General features: G+C 40.1%; 13 protein-coding genes and 1 other annotated feature. Of the genes, 1 reads left to right on the top strand and 12 read right to left on the bottom strand.

Translation table 11 applies throughout. From position 1 onward, the window contains the following. Nucleotides 1-218: 218 nt before the first annotated feature. The 11 genes from pcp to E7L28_RS08675 form a co-directional block, all read right to left on the bottom strand. Complete coding sequence (gene pcp, locus E7L28_RS08725; RefSeq protein WP_008715146.1) at nt 219-872, bottom strand: pyroglutamyl-peptidase I; 654 nt, start codon at nt 870-872, stop codon at nt 219-221. Nucleotides 873-985: 113 nt separating this feature from the next. Beyond that, nucleotides 986-1,915, bottom strand: a complete 930-nt coding sequence (locus E7L28_RS08720; RefSeq protein ID WP_215676179.1) for a DUF979 domain-containing protein — start codon at nt 1,913-1,915, stop codon at nt 986-988. A gap of 1 nt (nt 1,916) precedes the next feature. After that, nucleotides 1,917-2,666: a DUF969 domain-containing protein gene (locus E7L28_RS08715; RefSeq protein WP_316066701.1), complete on the bottom strand. Its 750-nt coding sequence runs from the start codon at nt 2,664-2,666 to the stop codon at nt 1,917-1,919. Between the two features lie 208 nt (nt 2,667-2,874). Next, the gene (locus E7L28_RS08710) at nt 2,875-3,360 is read right to left on the bottom strand and encodes a GNAT family N-acetyltransferase (protein WP_004694271.1); all 486 of its coding nucleotides are present in this window, start codon (nt 3,358-3,360) and stop codon (nt 2,875-2,877) included. A 409-nt stretch (nt 3,361-3,769) separates the two neighbouring features. Further along, a complete protein-coding gene (locus tag E7L28_RS08705) occupies nt 3,770-5,500 on the bottom strand; it encodes an S-layer homology domain-containing protein (RefSeq protein WP_316060136.1) in 1,731 nt (576 codons plus the stop codon). 736 nt (nt 5,501-6,236) lie between these two features. Further along, nucleotides 6,237-7,424 carry an oxygen-binding di-iron domain-containing protein gene (locus E7L28_RS08700; RefSeq protein ID WP_038125740.1) on the bottom strand — a complete coding sequence of 396 codons (1,188 nt, stop codon included), beginning with the start codon at nt 7,422-7,424 and terminating at the stop codon, nt 6,237-6,239. 309 nt (nt 7,425-7,733) lie between these two features. After that, nucleotides 7,734-8,273 (bottom strand): hypothetical protein, encoded by a 540-nt coding sequence (locus E7L28_RS08695; protein WP_012863703.1) that lies wholly within the window; start codon nt 8,271-8,273, stop codon nt 7,734-7,736. Between the two features lie 231 nt (nt 8,274-8,504). After that, the gene (gene leuB, locus E7L28_RS08690) at nt 8,505-9,575 is read right to left on the bottom strand and encodes a 3-isopropylmalate dehydrogenase (protein ID WP_316711602.1); all 1,071 of its coding nucleotides are present in this window, start codon (nt 9,573-9,575) and stop codon (nt 8,505-8,507) included. A gap of 206 nt (nt 9,576-9,781) precedes the next feature. Continuing rightward, a complete protein-coding gene (locus E7L28_RS08685; protein WP_004694284.1) occupies nt 9,782-10,273 on the bottom strand; it encodes a 3-isopropylmalate dehydratase small subunit in 492 nt (163 codons plus the stop codon). 1 nt (nt 10,274) lies between these two features. After that, a complete protein-coding gene (leuC, locus tag E7L28_RS08680; protein WP_174892136.1) occupies nt 10,275-11,534 on the bottom strand; it encodes a 3-isopropylmalate dehydratase large subunit in 1,260 nt (419 codons plus the stop codon). 1 nt (nt 11,535) lies between these two features. Continuing rightward, on the bottom strand, nt 11,536-13,074 hold the full coding sequence (locus E7L28_RS08675; RefSeq protein ID WP_077708644.1) for a 2-isopropylmalate synthase: 1,539 nt from the start codon (nt 13,072-13,074) through the stop codon (nt 11,536-11,538). A 154-nt stretch (nt 13,075-13,228) separates the two neighbouring features. After that, nucleotides 13,229-13,432, bottom strand: a binding site (T-box leader). Nucleotides 13,433-13,588: 156 nt separating this feature from the next. On the opposite strand from E7L28_RS08675, the gene E7L28_RS08670 reads away from it, so the two are divergent. Further along, nucleotides 13,589-14,104, top strand: a complete 516-nt coding sequence (locus E7L28_RS08670; RefSeq protein WP_021147564.1) for a DUF308 domain-containing protein — start codon at nt 13,589-13,591, stop codon at nt 14,102-14,104. A gap of 133 nt (nt 14,105-14,237) precedes the next feature. On the opposite strand, the gene E7L28_RS08665 is transcribed toward E7L28_RS08670, so the two are convergent. Next, nucleotides 14,238-14,642: a hypothetical protein gene (locus E7L28_RS08665; RefSeq protein ID WP_316711601.1), complete on the bottom strand. Its 405-nt coding sequence runs from the start codon at nt 14,640-14,642 to the stop codon at nt 14,238-14,240. Between the last annotated feature and the right edge of the window lie 5 nt (nt 14,643-14,647).

Below are 14,647 nucleotides of genomic sequence, written 5' to 3'. Positions count from 1 at the left end.
CCTATGTTGAAATGTTGTGGTTGCCAGACCAACTCCATTCTAGCACTAGGAGGTTCTTTCCTTTTCTCTAAGAATTTTTACTGACCCCCAATTTAACTGAGGGTTTAGTCATGCCTATTCGGCGTACAACAAAAAGCTCGAGTTATATCGTTTCTAGATATAACTCGAGCTTTATTTAAATTATGTGTATTAAACAAACACTAGTATTGGTAATATTTTTATTCGTGAGGTGTTGTATAGTTAATATCTTGTGCCTTGTAACTTTCACCATGAGCTAATACATGAACGATGGTTTCCAATGTGGCACGTACAGTTTCAACAGCCATGCTTGGTTGATTTGGTTTATCCACCACTTGGGATGGCAAGTATGGAATGTGCATGAAGCCCGCCTTAATATTGCCTTTTTGTGCTGCATAATGACACACGCCATACATCAAGTGATTGCATACAAAGGTACCAGCTGTATTAGAAACCTTTGCAGGAATGCCATTTTGATGCAATGCGTTAACAATGTTTTTAATTGGCAACGTTGCAAAATAGGCACTAGGACCATCGGCTACAACAGGTTCATCTTCAGGTTGGTTGCCTCCATTGTCCGGAATGCGGAAGTCATCGCAGTTAATAGCAACGCGTTCCACTGTAATATCTGGGCGACCCCCTGCTTGACCTACACAGAGAATGAAATCTGGTTGGCACTCTTCAGCCGCTGCTTTTACAGTATCAACAGATTTATAACGAATAGTAGGAACCATTTGAGTCACTACCTTGTAGTCACCATCAGTATAACCATCCATTGTTTTTACCGCTTCCCAAGCGGGATTAATAGGTTCACCGCCGAATGGATCAAAGCCGGTAATTAAAATTGTTTTCATCACACTACCTCATAACGATATCTTATGGTTCATTAGAATAATCAAATATGATACATAATCTTAGAAGGATATATCATATAGTTTCATAAGCATATCGTACTTTCACAAAAGGGTTAAATAAAGTAATACATTAATAGAATATTCAATACGAGCATAATCAATGCAATTGGAAGTTGTGCTTTAATAACGCCGTATTGATCGCGCATTTCAAGGAGTGCTACCGGTACAATATTAAAGTTGGCCGCCATAGGTGTCATCAAAGTACCGCAATAGCCAGCAAGCATTGCAATAGCACCGACAGCTGCTGGGTTAGCACCATGAGCTACAACGAGCATTGGGATACCGATGGCACTTGTAATCATCGCAAATGCGGCAAACGCGTTACCCATAATCATTGTAAAGATAACCATACCGATGCAGTAAGCCACAACAACGAGGAATACATTATCTGCTGGTACTACACTTGCGACTGCACTGGAGATAAGTTTACCAACGCCAGCCAAATTAAATAGATACCCAAGAGCCGCTAATAACTGGGACAAAATAGCAGTCCAACTGATAGCATCGATAAGTCGACGGCCTTCATGGAAACCTTGGTTAAGTTCGCCCTTTGTAATATAAAGAGCAGCACACATAGCAATGATTGCGGCAATACCTAGACCAACAAGAGCTCCTAACTTAGTAAAGAAACCAATGAAGAATGTAATAATACCAACAAGTAACGCTGGTACGAAGATAACATTACCAATACGAACAGCTTCGCCTTTTTTGAATTCGATAGGAGATTCAAAGTAATGGCCTTTGCCGAGTTGTTTTACTAATACGATAGCTGCCATAGCAATTACAAGCCAGCCATTAATTTCCTTGGAGAGATAAGAACCAAAGATAAAGGATATGCTATATAAGAGCCAAAATAAGCCTGTACCAATGCGATATTTATGTTCTTTATCTAAAAATGATTGAATAGCAAAGATAAATAGAATAATCCCTACGAGAAGATATACATAATCTAAGGGCTGCATTTTATAAAGTATTTCTAACATATTATTCAGCCTCCTTCTTCAATTCTTCTGGTGTAACAAGAATATTTAACTCATTAGGTACTAATTTACCAGCTTTCATATCCGCTTCGTCACGAGCTACAGAGGCTTGAATTGTTTTATCAAAGATAATAAAGCGAATAAAGTTAACGATATAAGCACAAACAGCAGTTGGCAATCCGTACAATACCATATCTGTTAACTCTACAGAATAACCTAATTGTTCCATAACGCCTTTGATGAGTAATAACCCACCAGCAGCAAGGAATAAGTTTTGACCGAAGAAGTTACCTATATTATCTGCAGAAGCAGCCACACCGCGCACCTTATCAAGCGTACGTTGAGATACTGGACGGCCTTGAGCTACCGCAGCTTCACTCATAGGAGCAATCAATGGACGAACCATAGCAACCATACCGGACATGTTAATGCCAAAGGCTACAGTTACTTGACGCACAAATAAGTAAATCATAAAGATACGACCTGCCGTAGCAGCGTTGATCTTACCAATCAAAATTTCTGCCCGTTCACGCAAGCCGTGACGTTCCATAAGACCAATAACAGGTAAAATCAAAATAAATAATGACATATAACGATTTTTAACAAAGGCCTCTCCAATAGCACCAACGATATCGTTGATACTGAGACCACCTGCAAGGCCCGTTACAAAACCTGCGGCTACGACAACTAACAAGGCATTAAATCGCAGCATCAGACCGATGACCATCACTAAAATACCTGCCAAAATCAACATATGGACACATCCTTTCTACAAATCATCCATAACACATATAACCATAAAGATACGTTATATGTATATATTATATACTGAATAGTCATAATCTTACACAAAAAAATACCTTGTATCTAAATTTAGTGAATGTCCCTGATCTGCGATCAGAGCATAAAACACTCAAATAGAGTACAAGGTAATTTACGTAATTAATATAACGCTTTCTTTATTAATTTAATTCTTTCTTGAATAATATAGTTGTATGCTGTTTTCCTCTAAAATGAACCTTATCATACGCCGTAAACCCAAAGGATTCATACATTTTAGGCAACCACGGATGCTCCTTAGCCGTTCCTAGTGTAACAATATGTGTTTTAAACTGTTCTTTTAAAAGCTCCTCTGCATAGCCCAAGACTTCCCGTGCATATCCTTTGCCTTTGAAAGCTGGCGCCGTTACAAAATGAGCAATATGCGGATATTTATCCGGCGTTGAGTATTTCACCCAAGGCATACAAAACGTAATAGAACTAACTAATTGCCCATCAATATACAAGCCGTATACAGGATAATTTTCAATCCATTCCTTAGATTCCTCTTCCGTAAAATCAATTGCATCGAAGCTAATGGGATAGTCTTTTATAGCTGCGTAACCGTCAATTAATACCTTATGATATTCTGCTGTGTCTGCTACTGTTAATTGTCTAAATTCTTTCATGGTCTTTCCCTCATATCTATATTTTTATTCACGAAAACGAATATTAATTCACTTTGTGAAAGTAATTATACACCTATATGTATTTATTTGCAATATAATTACATAAATATTATACGAAATTATAATATCTATAAAGAAAATCGCATATGCAATAATGTAATACGTACACCAGGCCTCGGCTATACTAAGCATCAGATAAATTAAAGATCTAAATCTCAACAAAAGAAGGTTCGTATAAAAATAAGCACAATACAATTAAAATCTCAATCAAAGACTTTATCCTCTCTAACCCTGATTGACGTATTCGTATAAAATCAGCACAATACCACAAAAAGATTTAGACAAAAAAACAGGATGTATCAAAGATACATCCTGTTTTGAGCTTTTACAAACTCTAGAAAAGTTAATTCTATTGATTATTGTATATACGGGAACCGTATACGTCACGTTCATTTTTAGGTTCGTTATTAACGCGAACACGTTCAGTTTTATGACGATCGTTATCATCACCAGAAATACGATCAACACGGAAGTGGTTAAGACGAATATTTTGTAATTCAGGACCGAATTCATTCAATGCACGTTTCATATTTTCGTCAATAGGAGCACCATTTTGAAGTGCACGGTACAACATGGTAGCGAATTCGTAACGAGTCATCTTAACATCGCCTTTGAATGTGCCATCAGGGTAGCCAACAAGGATACCATTACCAGCCAATTGGCTAATATATTGGTAAGCCCAGTGGTTGCGAGGAACGTCTGGGAATTCAGCAGTTTTGCTTGGATCAATTGCATGTGGAGTCAAGATTTGTAACAAGTTATTATATTTGTTTTCCATATCTTGAAGACGTGCGTTCAATTCAGCAATTTCACGACCCATAGCTACGCGGGAACGGGATTCAGGGGAACGTTTACCTAGGCGAATAGATACACCTGCGTTCAATTGAGTTTCACCAGTACCTACAGTGCCACCAACGGAGAACATTGTATCTTCGTTAGGGCGGTAGAATGCGCCCAACGCAGCGGAGTTAGCATTATGGTAGTGACCATAACCAGCAGCAATTGTCCATTTGTCATCTGGGTTGAAGTCCAATGGATGCAATGCAGCCAATGCAGCAGAACCTGCACCTACTTTATTAACGCGTCTTTCAACAGTACCAACACGACTAGTCAAGTTCTTAATATTGTTATTGATTTGGCCAGGTGTGGAATTGTTGATTTGTGTTTGTAAGTCATTAGCTACGGAATATAATTGGCTACCGTTTACAGCATCTGTAGAAGTAGCGGAGATTTCCCCAGCCGCAACATTTTTAATTTGACGCTCAGCACCAACTTTACCTACAGACACGGAACCATTAGCAGCAGAACCTACGCCAGCAAAGCCACCGAACGTATGACCAGCGATTGTTGCACTACTTTGTGCTGTAGCTTCGCTTGTAGTGGAACCTGTACCTAAAGCGATAGAGTTTAAATGTGTTGCATTTGCATGATCACCAATCGCCATAGCATAGTCAGCTGTAGCACTTGCATCAGAACCAAACGCATTAGAACGCACGTTAGTTGCCTGTGCACCAGCGCCAAATGCTTGAGCATGATCACCAGATGCAAGAGCAGAGGAACCCATAGCAACAGAATGATTATTGGTTGCTTGTGCGCTAGAACCAATCGCATTAGATTTATAGCCAGACGCTAGTGCTTCATAGCCAATAGCTTGTGAGCGAACTTCGGAAGCCTTTGCACGAGTACCAATAGCGGTAGACCATGTACGTTGTGCTTCAGCAAAATGACCAATAGCAATAGATTCATTCATCAACGCTTTGGAAGAATTCCCCATTGCTAATGCAGAGGTACCTGCTGCAGTATTGTTAACACCTATAGCGACAGAATTACTTTTCCAGTCACCAGTTCTCTTTGTAGCATCATCTGGCTCATTTTCATAATCACGATCACGGAAGTTTGCATCAGATTCTTTTACAGTATTACCACTACCATACGCAACTGCATTATTAGCACCTGTAACAACATTAGTGTTGTCCATTACAACAGAAGCAGCGTCTACTGGATTAACATTCGCACCAACAGCAGTGACAGCAGCCAATACAGCAAATGCTAATTTTTTGGAATGTTTCATTTCTCTCATCTTACACCCTCACTAAATTAAAAAATTATCCAAATTACAATACAATTTTTCATTCTCTCTATGTTCCGTCTCTCACCTCGGTCTGAACAGGCGCATATTCTAAATTAGCATAAAGAAATACCCCTAATCAGTTTAAGAAAAATTTATATTGTCGATTACCCGCATAGCATATCAAAGTTTTACGATATACACAACCCTTTTTTCTAACACAAACCAAATTACCAAGTCTTTATACCTATCAAAATCCGCTTTATTCCTAGCTTTACAGGGAAATAAATTTTACTCATTATTTCCCCTTATGAGTTAAATTTTTCGCAACTTTGTAAACTTTTCTCATATAACAAACTGTATAACTTATAAATAAATAACCACCTTATAAGTACGCAAAATATACCTTATATCCTCATTAATTCACATTCACACTTAATTCATGAATTATATGTGAATTAAACTGTTTTGTATATTTAATCAACAACTTAACATTTTATTATAATTTTATATTTCTATAGCGCCAGTATCTATCAATGCAAATCGGTGCCCCAAAAAACGCTAACGAGAATGTTATGAGAATAAACATGACAAATACAATTTATATTGACTAATATTTTATGTATATGTTTAAAAAAAGAAGGCCCCTATTCTTCATGAAAATACCCCTTTTACTGATTATCCAGTAAAGGGGGTACATATCAAAAATAGGGGTTTTATAACAAGAATCTTTCTTTATTATATGTAATTATGCTAATAATGCACTTACAAGTGCTTCTGCTTTATTAAAGTCGGATTCTTCTGGGTTCCAGTTGCATTTGATTTCAGGTTCTACTACAGAGAATCCATATTTAGTCAACTCTTCACGGAGTACCTTTGTAGATTCACCAGACCAACCATAGGTACCGAATACAGCAGCCTTTTTATTTTTAAATTTCAACTCACGCAAGAAATCGAGCCAACCAGCTACGGAAGATAATACGCTATTACCTACTGTTGGGGACCCTACAGCAATGGCTTTAGACTTAAAAACTTCCGTCATGATGTCATTTTTATTGGTTTTGCTAATGTTAAAAATCTTAACACGTGTTTCAGGGGATTGTTTCGCAATTTCTTCAGCAATCTTATGGGCCAATTTCTTGGTGCCATCCCACATCGTGTCGTATACAATTGTGACTTGGTCTTCTTGATACGCTTGAGACCATTCATAGTATTTTTCTACGATTTGCATTGGATTTTCGCGCCAAATTGCACCATGACTTGTAGCGATGATATCGATTGGCAAATTGAGTTTTTGAATTTCTTCAACTTTGGCTTTTACCAATGGAGAGAATGGGTTCAAGATATTAGCGTAATACTTCATCGCCTCTTCCCATAGACGGCATTGATCCGCCTTGTCTGCCCACAGTTCTTCTACGGCAAAATGTTGACCGAATGCATCGTTGGAGAACAAGATATTGTCCCCTGTCATATACGTCGCCATGGAATCAGGCCAGTGAAGCATGCGCATTTCTACGAACACCAAGGATTTTCCGTTTCCAACATCTACGGAATCCCCTGTTTTAACGGTTTTAAAGTTCCATTCAGGGTGATGATATTGACCAACCAAGGACTTAACAGCATTTTCCGTACAATAAATAGGCGTATTAGGGATTTTTTCCATTAAAGCAGGCAAAGAGCCGCTGTGATCTACTTCGCCGTGGTTACATACGATGAAATCAATCGTATTCAAATCAATTTCAGATTCCAAATTATCAATGAACTCAGAGGAATGAGGTTTCCATACAGTATCAATGAGGACCGTCTTCTCCTCTTCAATCAAATAGGCATTTTGGCTAGACCCATTATTAATGGTGTAATCGGAACCGTGAAACTCTTGCAATTCCCAGTCGATTTTACCAACCCATGATACGTTGTTTTTAATGTGCTTTCTCATAATAACCTCCATGTTCTGTGAAAGTAAATATACTCACCTCATATCTTTTAATGAGTCTATAAAGGCCCACAGATGAGAGGAGCAACTTTCACCGGTATTACCCAATATATGGACCCATGTTGTATCAATAGATACAACACAAATCGGTCATTAACTATGGTTCTATTATACGGACATCACATAATGAAGTCTGTACCTGTAGGTACAGATTTGAGAATTATTATAAAAACCACTCATAGGTAATCACATGCCGTACATTAGTACACATCGATTTCCCATGAGTGGTTACGAGTATATGTAATTATATGATTATTTATTACCCGATTTAGATAGTCCAGGGATAGCTTTATAGATATATAATGCAATATATCCATCAACCAAACTATGAACGATGGTGCCGCCGCCTACAAGAACAAATACAACGTAGATGAGATCAATGTTTGGCATCGTAGTTGTAGTATAGAACAATAGGCATGCTAGTACCTCACCAATAGCATGAACGATAGCACAAGCAAGGTTAAACGCAACAAAGGATAGAGCCCCTGTTAATACGCCTGGATGATGTTTAATATAGTAAGCCCCCATCAAGGCAAAGATGATATGAGATGCAGCACGCATAACGATAACAAGTGGGAAGCCTGCTACAAAGAAGCCGAGCGTAGAACCTATGACAACACAAGCTGCCATCTTACGAGATAAGAACATGGCCAGGAATATAGGAACATGACTCGCCAATGTATACGATGCCGGTGGAATCACAACTTTCAAAGGCATCACAATAGGAATCATAATGGCTAATGCCATCAATAAAGCAGTAATGGTTAAATTTCGATACATCGAAGAATTCATAAAGGCCTCCTTAAAGAATATCTTGCCATACATCTACCAATATAGCACTCTAATATATGAAGAGCAACTACACATACCGCTAGGCGTCCTACAAAAAAGAGAGGGCCTTACAACCCTCTCTTATTTAATTAGACAAATATATTATAATATCTGTATTTTAACACTTATGATACGATTTTGAAAATGACGTAACTCACGTTAATAACTTTAAGGAATCTTAATTCATTGCTTTTATAAACGTTCGATTACAGCTTGCGCCATTTCTGTGGTGCCTACCCGTTTTAAACCTTCGCGGTAGATATCTCCTGTACGGTAACCATCAACGAGCACTTGTTCCACAGCACGTTCAATAGCATCAGCCACTTGAGGTAAATCAAGGGAATGACGGCACATCATAGCTGCGGACAAGATTGTACCCAATGGGTTCGCCAAGTTTTGACCCATGATGTCTGGTGCAGAGCCGTGAATTGGCTCATACAATGCTGTGCCTGTACCCATGGATGCAGATGGTAAAAGCCCGATAGAACCAGAGATAACAGCGCCTTCGTCAGACAAGATATCGCCAAACAAGTTTGTAGTAACGATAACATCAAATTGTGCAGGATTTACAACGAGTTGCATCGCTGTGTTATCTACATAGAAGTAATCTGTTGCAATATCAGGATTAGCAGCCGCTTTCTCTCGGGCGATTTTACGCCACAAGCGAGAAGAAGCCAATACATTTGCTTTATCTACGGATACGACCTTTTTATTGCGTTTACGAGCTGTTTCCATGGCAATATCCATGATGCGTTCTACTTCGTAACGGCTGTATGTTTCTTTATCCCAAGCGAACTCGTTAGCGCCTTCACCTTGCGCCTCTTCCCGTTCACCGAAGTAAATACCACCAGTTAACTCACGAACGATAACAAAATCTACATCTTGTACGAGCTCCTTTTTAAGCGGAGAATACTCTTGCAAAGATGGATAAATTTTTACAGGACGCAAGTTACAGAACAAACCAAGCTCCTTGCGAAGACCTAGAATTGCCTTTTCAGGACGGATGGACGGATCTACATTATCCCATTTAGGACCGCCTACAGCACCAAGCAATACAGCATCAGCCGCTTTACAAGCCTCGATAGTATCCTCAGTCAAAGGCACACCATGCGCATCAATAGACGCACCGCCCGCTTTCTTATCAATCCAATTAACCTTTACACCGGCTTTCTCAAAAGCCATATCACACACAGCCTTCGCTGCTGCAATAATCTCAGTACCGATACCATCACCAGGAATCAATACAATATTCTTTTCGCTCATCTTACCTCTCCAATATATAGTAAATACTCATAGATGAACCACAACCCCATCAGCCTTTATTCCACTATTTAATTCTATATGCCGGGGTCGAACCTTCACACTCCCGAGAGCCGAATGCTCGTCGAAAACGACTTTGGCCCTGCGGAGGCCGCAGGCCGGAGTCAGACCTGGCCAGTGGAGGCTTGAGACGAGTGTTCGGCTCGCCCCTATTTGCGGTTTTTCGCAAAGTTCACAAGACCACCGGCTGCCGCAATGTCTTGAATGAATTGTGGCAACTCAGTCCCTTGGTATTGTTCGTTTTTCGTCAAATTGTACACGATACCTTTAGACAAATCTACGCCGATTGCATCGCCTGCATCGATACGATCAACTTGTTCACCGATTTCCACAACTGGTAAACCAATGTTGATAGCATTACGGAAGAAGATACGAGCAAAGGAGTGTGCAATGATAACAGGCACGCCTTTTGCTTTGATAACGCCTGGGGCATGTTCACGCGAAGAACCACAGCCAAAGTTTTTGCCAGCTACCATGATTTCGCCAGCTTTCACATTAGGAGCGAACGTCGTATCAATATCTTCCATCGCATGTTCGGCCAATTCGTTCCAGTCAGCAATCGCCAAGTAACGAGCCGGAATGATTACGTCTGTATCTACATCGTCGCCGTAGCGCCAGATTTTCTTGCTTTCAAAATCCATATTAAACCTCCTCAGGGCCTGCAATACGGCCTAGTACAGCACTCGCTGCCGCCACATACGGGCTTGCCAAATACACCTCGGAATCCACATGTCCCATACGACCACGGAAGTTACGGTTTGTAGTGGAAACGGTACGTTCCCCTTCAGCCATGATTCCCATGTAACCACCTAGGCATGGACCACATGTTGGCGTGGACACTGCGCAGTCAGCTTGAATGAAGATATCTAAAAGGCCATCTTTCATAGCTTGGTCGTACACATCTTGGGATCCAGGGATTACGATGCAACGAACAAATGGAGCCACCTTGCGGCCTTTGAAGATTTCTGCAGCTGCTACCAAGTCTTCGTAACGGCCATTTGTACAGGAACCGATGATAACTTGGTCAATTTTAATATCTTTGTCGATTTCGTTGATGTAATGTGTGTTGGATGGCAAATGAGGGAATGCTACCACTGGTTGCAATTTGGACAAGTCGATGGTAATAGTTTGAGCATATACCGCATCAGCATCTGGAGCGATTGGCTCAACAGGACGATTGACACGGCCTTTGATATATTCTTCAGTAATTGCATCATAAGGGAATACACCACATTTACCACCAGCTTCGATAGCCATGTTACAGATTGTGAGGCGATCAGCCATAGTCATATGTTGTACGCCTTCGCCGGCGAATTCAAGGGCCATGTAACGAGCGCCGTCTACGCCGATTTGACCGATTAAATCAAGGATTACGTCTTTACCAGTTACCCATTTGTTAGGTTTGCCGATAAGCTCAACCTTAATTGTTTCAGGTACTTTGAACCAAGTTTTACCTTCTGCCATAGCAACGCCCGCATCAGTGGAGCCTACGCCTGTGGAGAATGCATTTACCGCACCATATGTACAAGTGTGGGAGTCAGCACCGATCATCATTTCGCCAGGGCCGATAAGACCTTTTTCTGGCAAAATAACGTGCTCGATACCCATTCTACCGACTTCAAAGTAGTTTGTAATGCCATGTTCGCGCACGAAGTCGCGCATTACTTTCGCTTGTGTAGCGGATTGAATATCTTTATTTGGTGTAAAATGATCCGGCACTAAGTAGATTTTATGACGATCAAATACAGGTTTGCCAATCTTCAAAAACTCTTTACGAGCCGGTGGGAATGTGATGTCGTTCATCAATACCGCATCCAACTGACATTCGATGATTTGTCCCGGTTTAACGACATCAAGACCCGCGTGGCGAGCCATATTCTTTTCAGTAATGGTCATACCCATATTATTCTTCCTCCTGTTGTTCTAGCTCCATAGCTAGGAATACTGAGTTTACTGCATTAATATATGCATTTACACTTGATTTAACGATATCTGTGCTGATACCACGACCATGGTACAAGCGACCGTTATATTCTACCTTGAGGGTTGCTTCCCCAAGGGCATCTTTACCGGCTGTGATAGCACGGATTTGGTAGTCTTTTAAGCTAATTGGCAAGCCAACAACACGTTCAACCGCTTTAAGGGATGCGTCTACTGGACCATCACCAACGGCAGCATCCGCTCTTTCACCATCTGGAGTCATGAGACGAACGTCAGCGTATGCGTAGCCTTTTTCACCCAATTTGTAATATTGAGCCACGAGCTCGAACGCTTTTTTGTGGTGAAGATTATCTACAACAAGGGCTACGATATCATCATCGTATACTTGTTTTTTGCGGTCTGCTAACTCTTTAAACTTAGCGAAAAGATCGTTGATTTTTTCCTCAGCAAAAGATTGGAACCCAAGTTTTGCCAAGTGATCCGCAAAGGCATGACGACCGGAGTGTTTGCCCAATACGAGGTCTGTTTTTTCAGCCCCTACGGACTCAGGAGTCATGATTTCATACGTTTCAGGATTGCTCATCATGCCATGTTGATGAATACCAGACTCATGAGCAAAGGCGTTAGAACCCACGATTGGTTTATTTGGAGGAACTACAACCCCTGTTAAACGGCTCACAAGTTTAGATGCTTTCGTAAATTGTTTTGTATCGATGTTCACTTGAAGGTCATCAAAATAATCATGGCGTGTTTTAAGAGCCATTACCACTTCTTCAATCGCTACGTTACCAGCCCGTTCACCCAGACCATTAATTGTGCCTTCTACTTGGCGTGCACCTGCTTTAATAGCGGCTAACGTATTCGCATTGGCAAGGCCTAAGTCGTCATGGCAGTGAACAGAGATAATTGCATTTTCAATTCCTGATGTATGTTCTTTAATGTAGCGGATTTTATCACCGAACTCATTAGGGTTCATATAACCTACTGTATCTGGTACGTTAATAATTGTAGCGCCACCAGCAATTGCAACACCAAATACTTGGCATGCGAAATCTAAATCAGCGCGTGCCGCGTCTTCACCAGAGAACTCGATTTCATCAACCTTACCTTTTGCATATGCCAACACGGATTTAACCTTATCCAATACCTCTTGGCGAGTCATTTTTAATTTATATTCCATATGAAGTTCGGAAATAGCAATGAATACATGTAAACGGCTACGTTCCGCATCTTTCAACGCATCAATCGCTTTTTGTACGTCCTTTTCATTAGCACGAGCCAACGCACAAATTGTTGCACCTTTGACTTCGCGTGCAATCGTTTGTACCGCTTCAAAATCTCCAGGGGATGCCGCCGGGAAACCGGCCTCAATAACGTCAATGCCGAGACGTACTAGGCCTTTCGCAATTTCAATTTTTTCAGGAGTTTGTAAAGATACACCTGGTGTTTGTTCCCCATCACGAAGGGTTGTATCAAAGAAATATACGCGATTCTGTTCCATAATAGCCACCTTTTCTATCCTCATAAAACATAACACTTTATTATATCTATCCATAGTGAAAGTTTGTAAAATCGCCAATGTCGACACCATATATAATCTGTGACTTACTAGACTTTCACAAATAAAAAAGCCCCTCAGAACAACTGTCGTTGCTCAAAGGGGCGTTATATTCATAACACGGTACCACCCTAATTGGGACTCGTTTCGGGTATAACGGAACCACCGTCAATGACTACTGCTGTATTCGCCATCAAAGCTCACGGGAGAGTGTCAGCGTACAACCTCTATTGCCTCGCACCAGCCGGCAACTCTCTGAAAGCAGGATTTGTAAACCTTTATACCCGTTCATCGCTTGATTTAAGATATAAAAGTATTATACGGCATTCTATAGAACTGTGTCAACAGGATGGACATGTGAGTTTTGTGAAAGCACAGTTTTATCGTTACAATTTGACATTCCCCATGATTTCACGCATACTGAAAATAGGCAGTACCAATGATTGGAGGAATTATTATGAGTGGTTCAAGCAAATTCTTCTTTATTGTATCGGGTATTGTAAGCATTATCCTGGGGATATTCTTACTATTAAACCCCGTTATTAATCTCATGGCTTTTGCCTGGCTTTTTTCTATTATCTTTTTCGTCAATGCGGTCAGCTCCATTATAAATTATTTTATGTTACCGGCTGAATTACGTAGCGGCTGGTATCTCATCAGCGGCATTATCAATGCTCTATTCGGTATCTTTCTCGTATGCGGCGGATTTGCATTCCTACCGTTAGTATTCCCGATCACAATCGGCATCTGGATGGTATTTGAAGCCATCTTTATTTTCATTAAATCAAGAAAGTCCGACAGCATGGTATCACTCATGGGACGTAATGCAAAATGGCTTGCACTAATTCTTTTACTATTAGGCCTATTACTTATATTCGAGCCGATCGCTTTTGGTGAAGCATTTATCTATTGCATCGCTTTCGGCTTCTTATTTGACGGGATTTATTCCATCGGTGAGGCTTTCAGAAAATAAAATAACAATACACTGTTAGATTGACCATGTACTGCCAAAGCAGCTGTCATAAATTACGATGTCTATTTCGTATTTGTGACAGCTATTTTATTTGAAAATATCTATCCAAAAGCATACCTCTAGGCAATCAATCTTAAAAGCGTATCCACTCTAAATTCACAAAATTTTTTAGAATTCGTTTATCCACTTTTACAACTTGATTAGTAAGCTCTATTCGATTATTAACAAATGAAATATCTGTATACCATCCCTTTAAACTAGCATACACTTCATTCTCTAAATCAATAATGATGGATTCTATGGGATTCCATATTTTGCATCTTACAGACTCTACCATAACCATACTACCTATGAAAGTAACATCTCTACCATAAATCCAAAATGGCAATACTTTGCCCTTTATAGAAATAGAATATATAGCATCTCCATGAGGCGGTTCCGTTTCATATTTCGTGTGTATTTGGTACCTTTCCATAATTTCATTACTACCATTTTCTATATATGATAGCTTTGAAATCTTGTAATTTTCTGCTTTCATTAGTT

Origin of the sequence: Veillonella parvula (assembly GCF_032575955.1) — a bacterium.
Lineage (GTDB): Bacteria > Bacillota > Negativicutes > Veillonellales > Veillonellaceae > Veillonella > Veillonella parvula_J.
Note: the sequence above shows the minus strand (reverse complement) of the source record. Positions and strands in the feature narration are given on the sequence as shown.

Bases quoted from the DNA above. Each gene is read 5' to 3' on its own strand.
- pcp (WP_008715146.1), bottom strand. From the start codon at position 872: ATGAAAACAATTTTAATTACCGGCTTTGATCCATTCGGCGGTGAACCT.
- E7L28_RS08720 (WP_215676179.1), bottom strand. From the start codon at position 1,915: ATGTTAGAAATACTTTATAAAATGCAGCCCTTAGATTATGTATATCTT.
- E7L28_RS08715 (WP_316066701.1), bottom strand. From the start codon at position 2,666: ATGTTGATTTTGGCAGGTATTTTAGTGATGGTCATCGGTCTGATGCTG.
- E7L28_RS08710 (WP_004694271.1), bottom strand. From the start codon at position 3,360: ATGAAAGAATTTAGACAATTAACAGTAGCAGACACAGCAGAATATCAT.
- E7L28_RS08705 (WP_316060136.1), bottom strand. From the start codon at position 5,500: ATGAGAGAAATGAAACATTCCAAAAAATTAGCATTTGCTGTATTGGCT.
- E7L28_RS08700 (WP_038125740.1), bottom strand. From the start codon at position 7,424: ATGAGAAAGCACATTAAAAACAACGTATCATGGGTTGGTAAAATCGAC.
- E7L28_RS08695 (WP_012863703.1), bottom strand. From the start codon at position 8,273: ATGAATTCTTCGATGTATCGAAATTTAACCATTACTGCTTTATTGATG.
- leuB (WP_316711602.1), bottom strand. From the start codon at position 9,575: ATGAGCGAAAAGAATATTGTATTGATTCCTGGTGATGGTATCGGTACT.
- E7L28_RS08685 (WP_004694284.1), bottom strand. From the start codon at position 10,273: ATGGATTTTGAAAGCAAGAAAATCTGGCGCTACGGCGACGATGTAGAT.
- leuC (WP_174892136.1), bottom strand. From the start codon at position 11,534: ATGGGTATGACCATTACTGAAAAGAATATGGCTCGCCACGCGGGTCTT.
- E7L28_RS08675 (WP_077708644.1), bottom strand. From the start codon at position 13,074: ATGGAACAGAATCGCGTATATTTCTTTGATACAACCCTTCGTGATGGG.
- E7L28_RS08670 (WP_021147564.1), top strand. From the start codon at position 13,589: ATGAGTGGTTCAAGCAAATTCTTCTTTATTGTATCGGGTATTGTAAGC.
- E7L28_RS08665 (WP_316711601.1), bottom strand. From the start codon at position 14,642: ATGAAAGCAGAAAATTACAAGATTTCAAAGCTATCATATATAGAAAAT.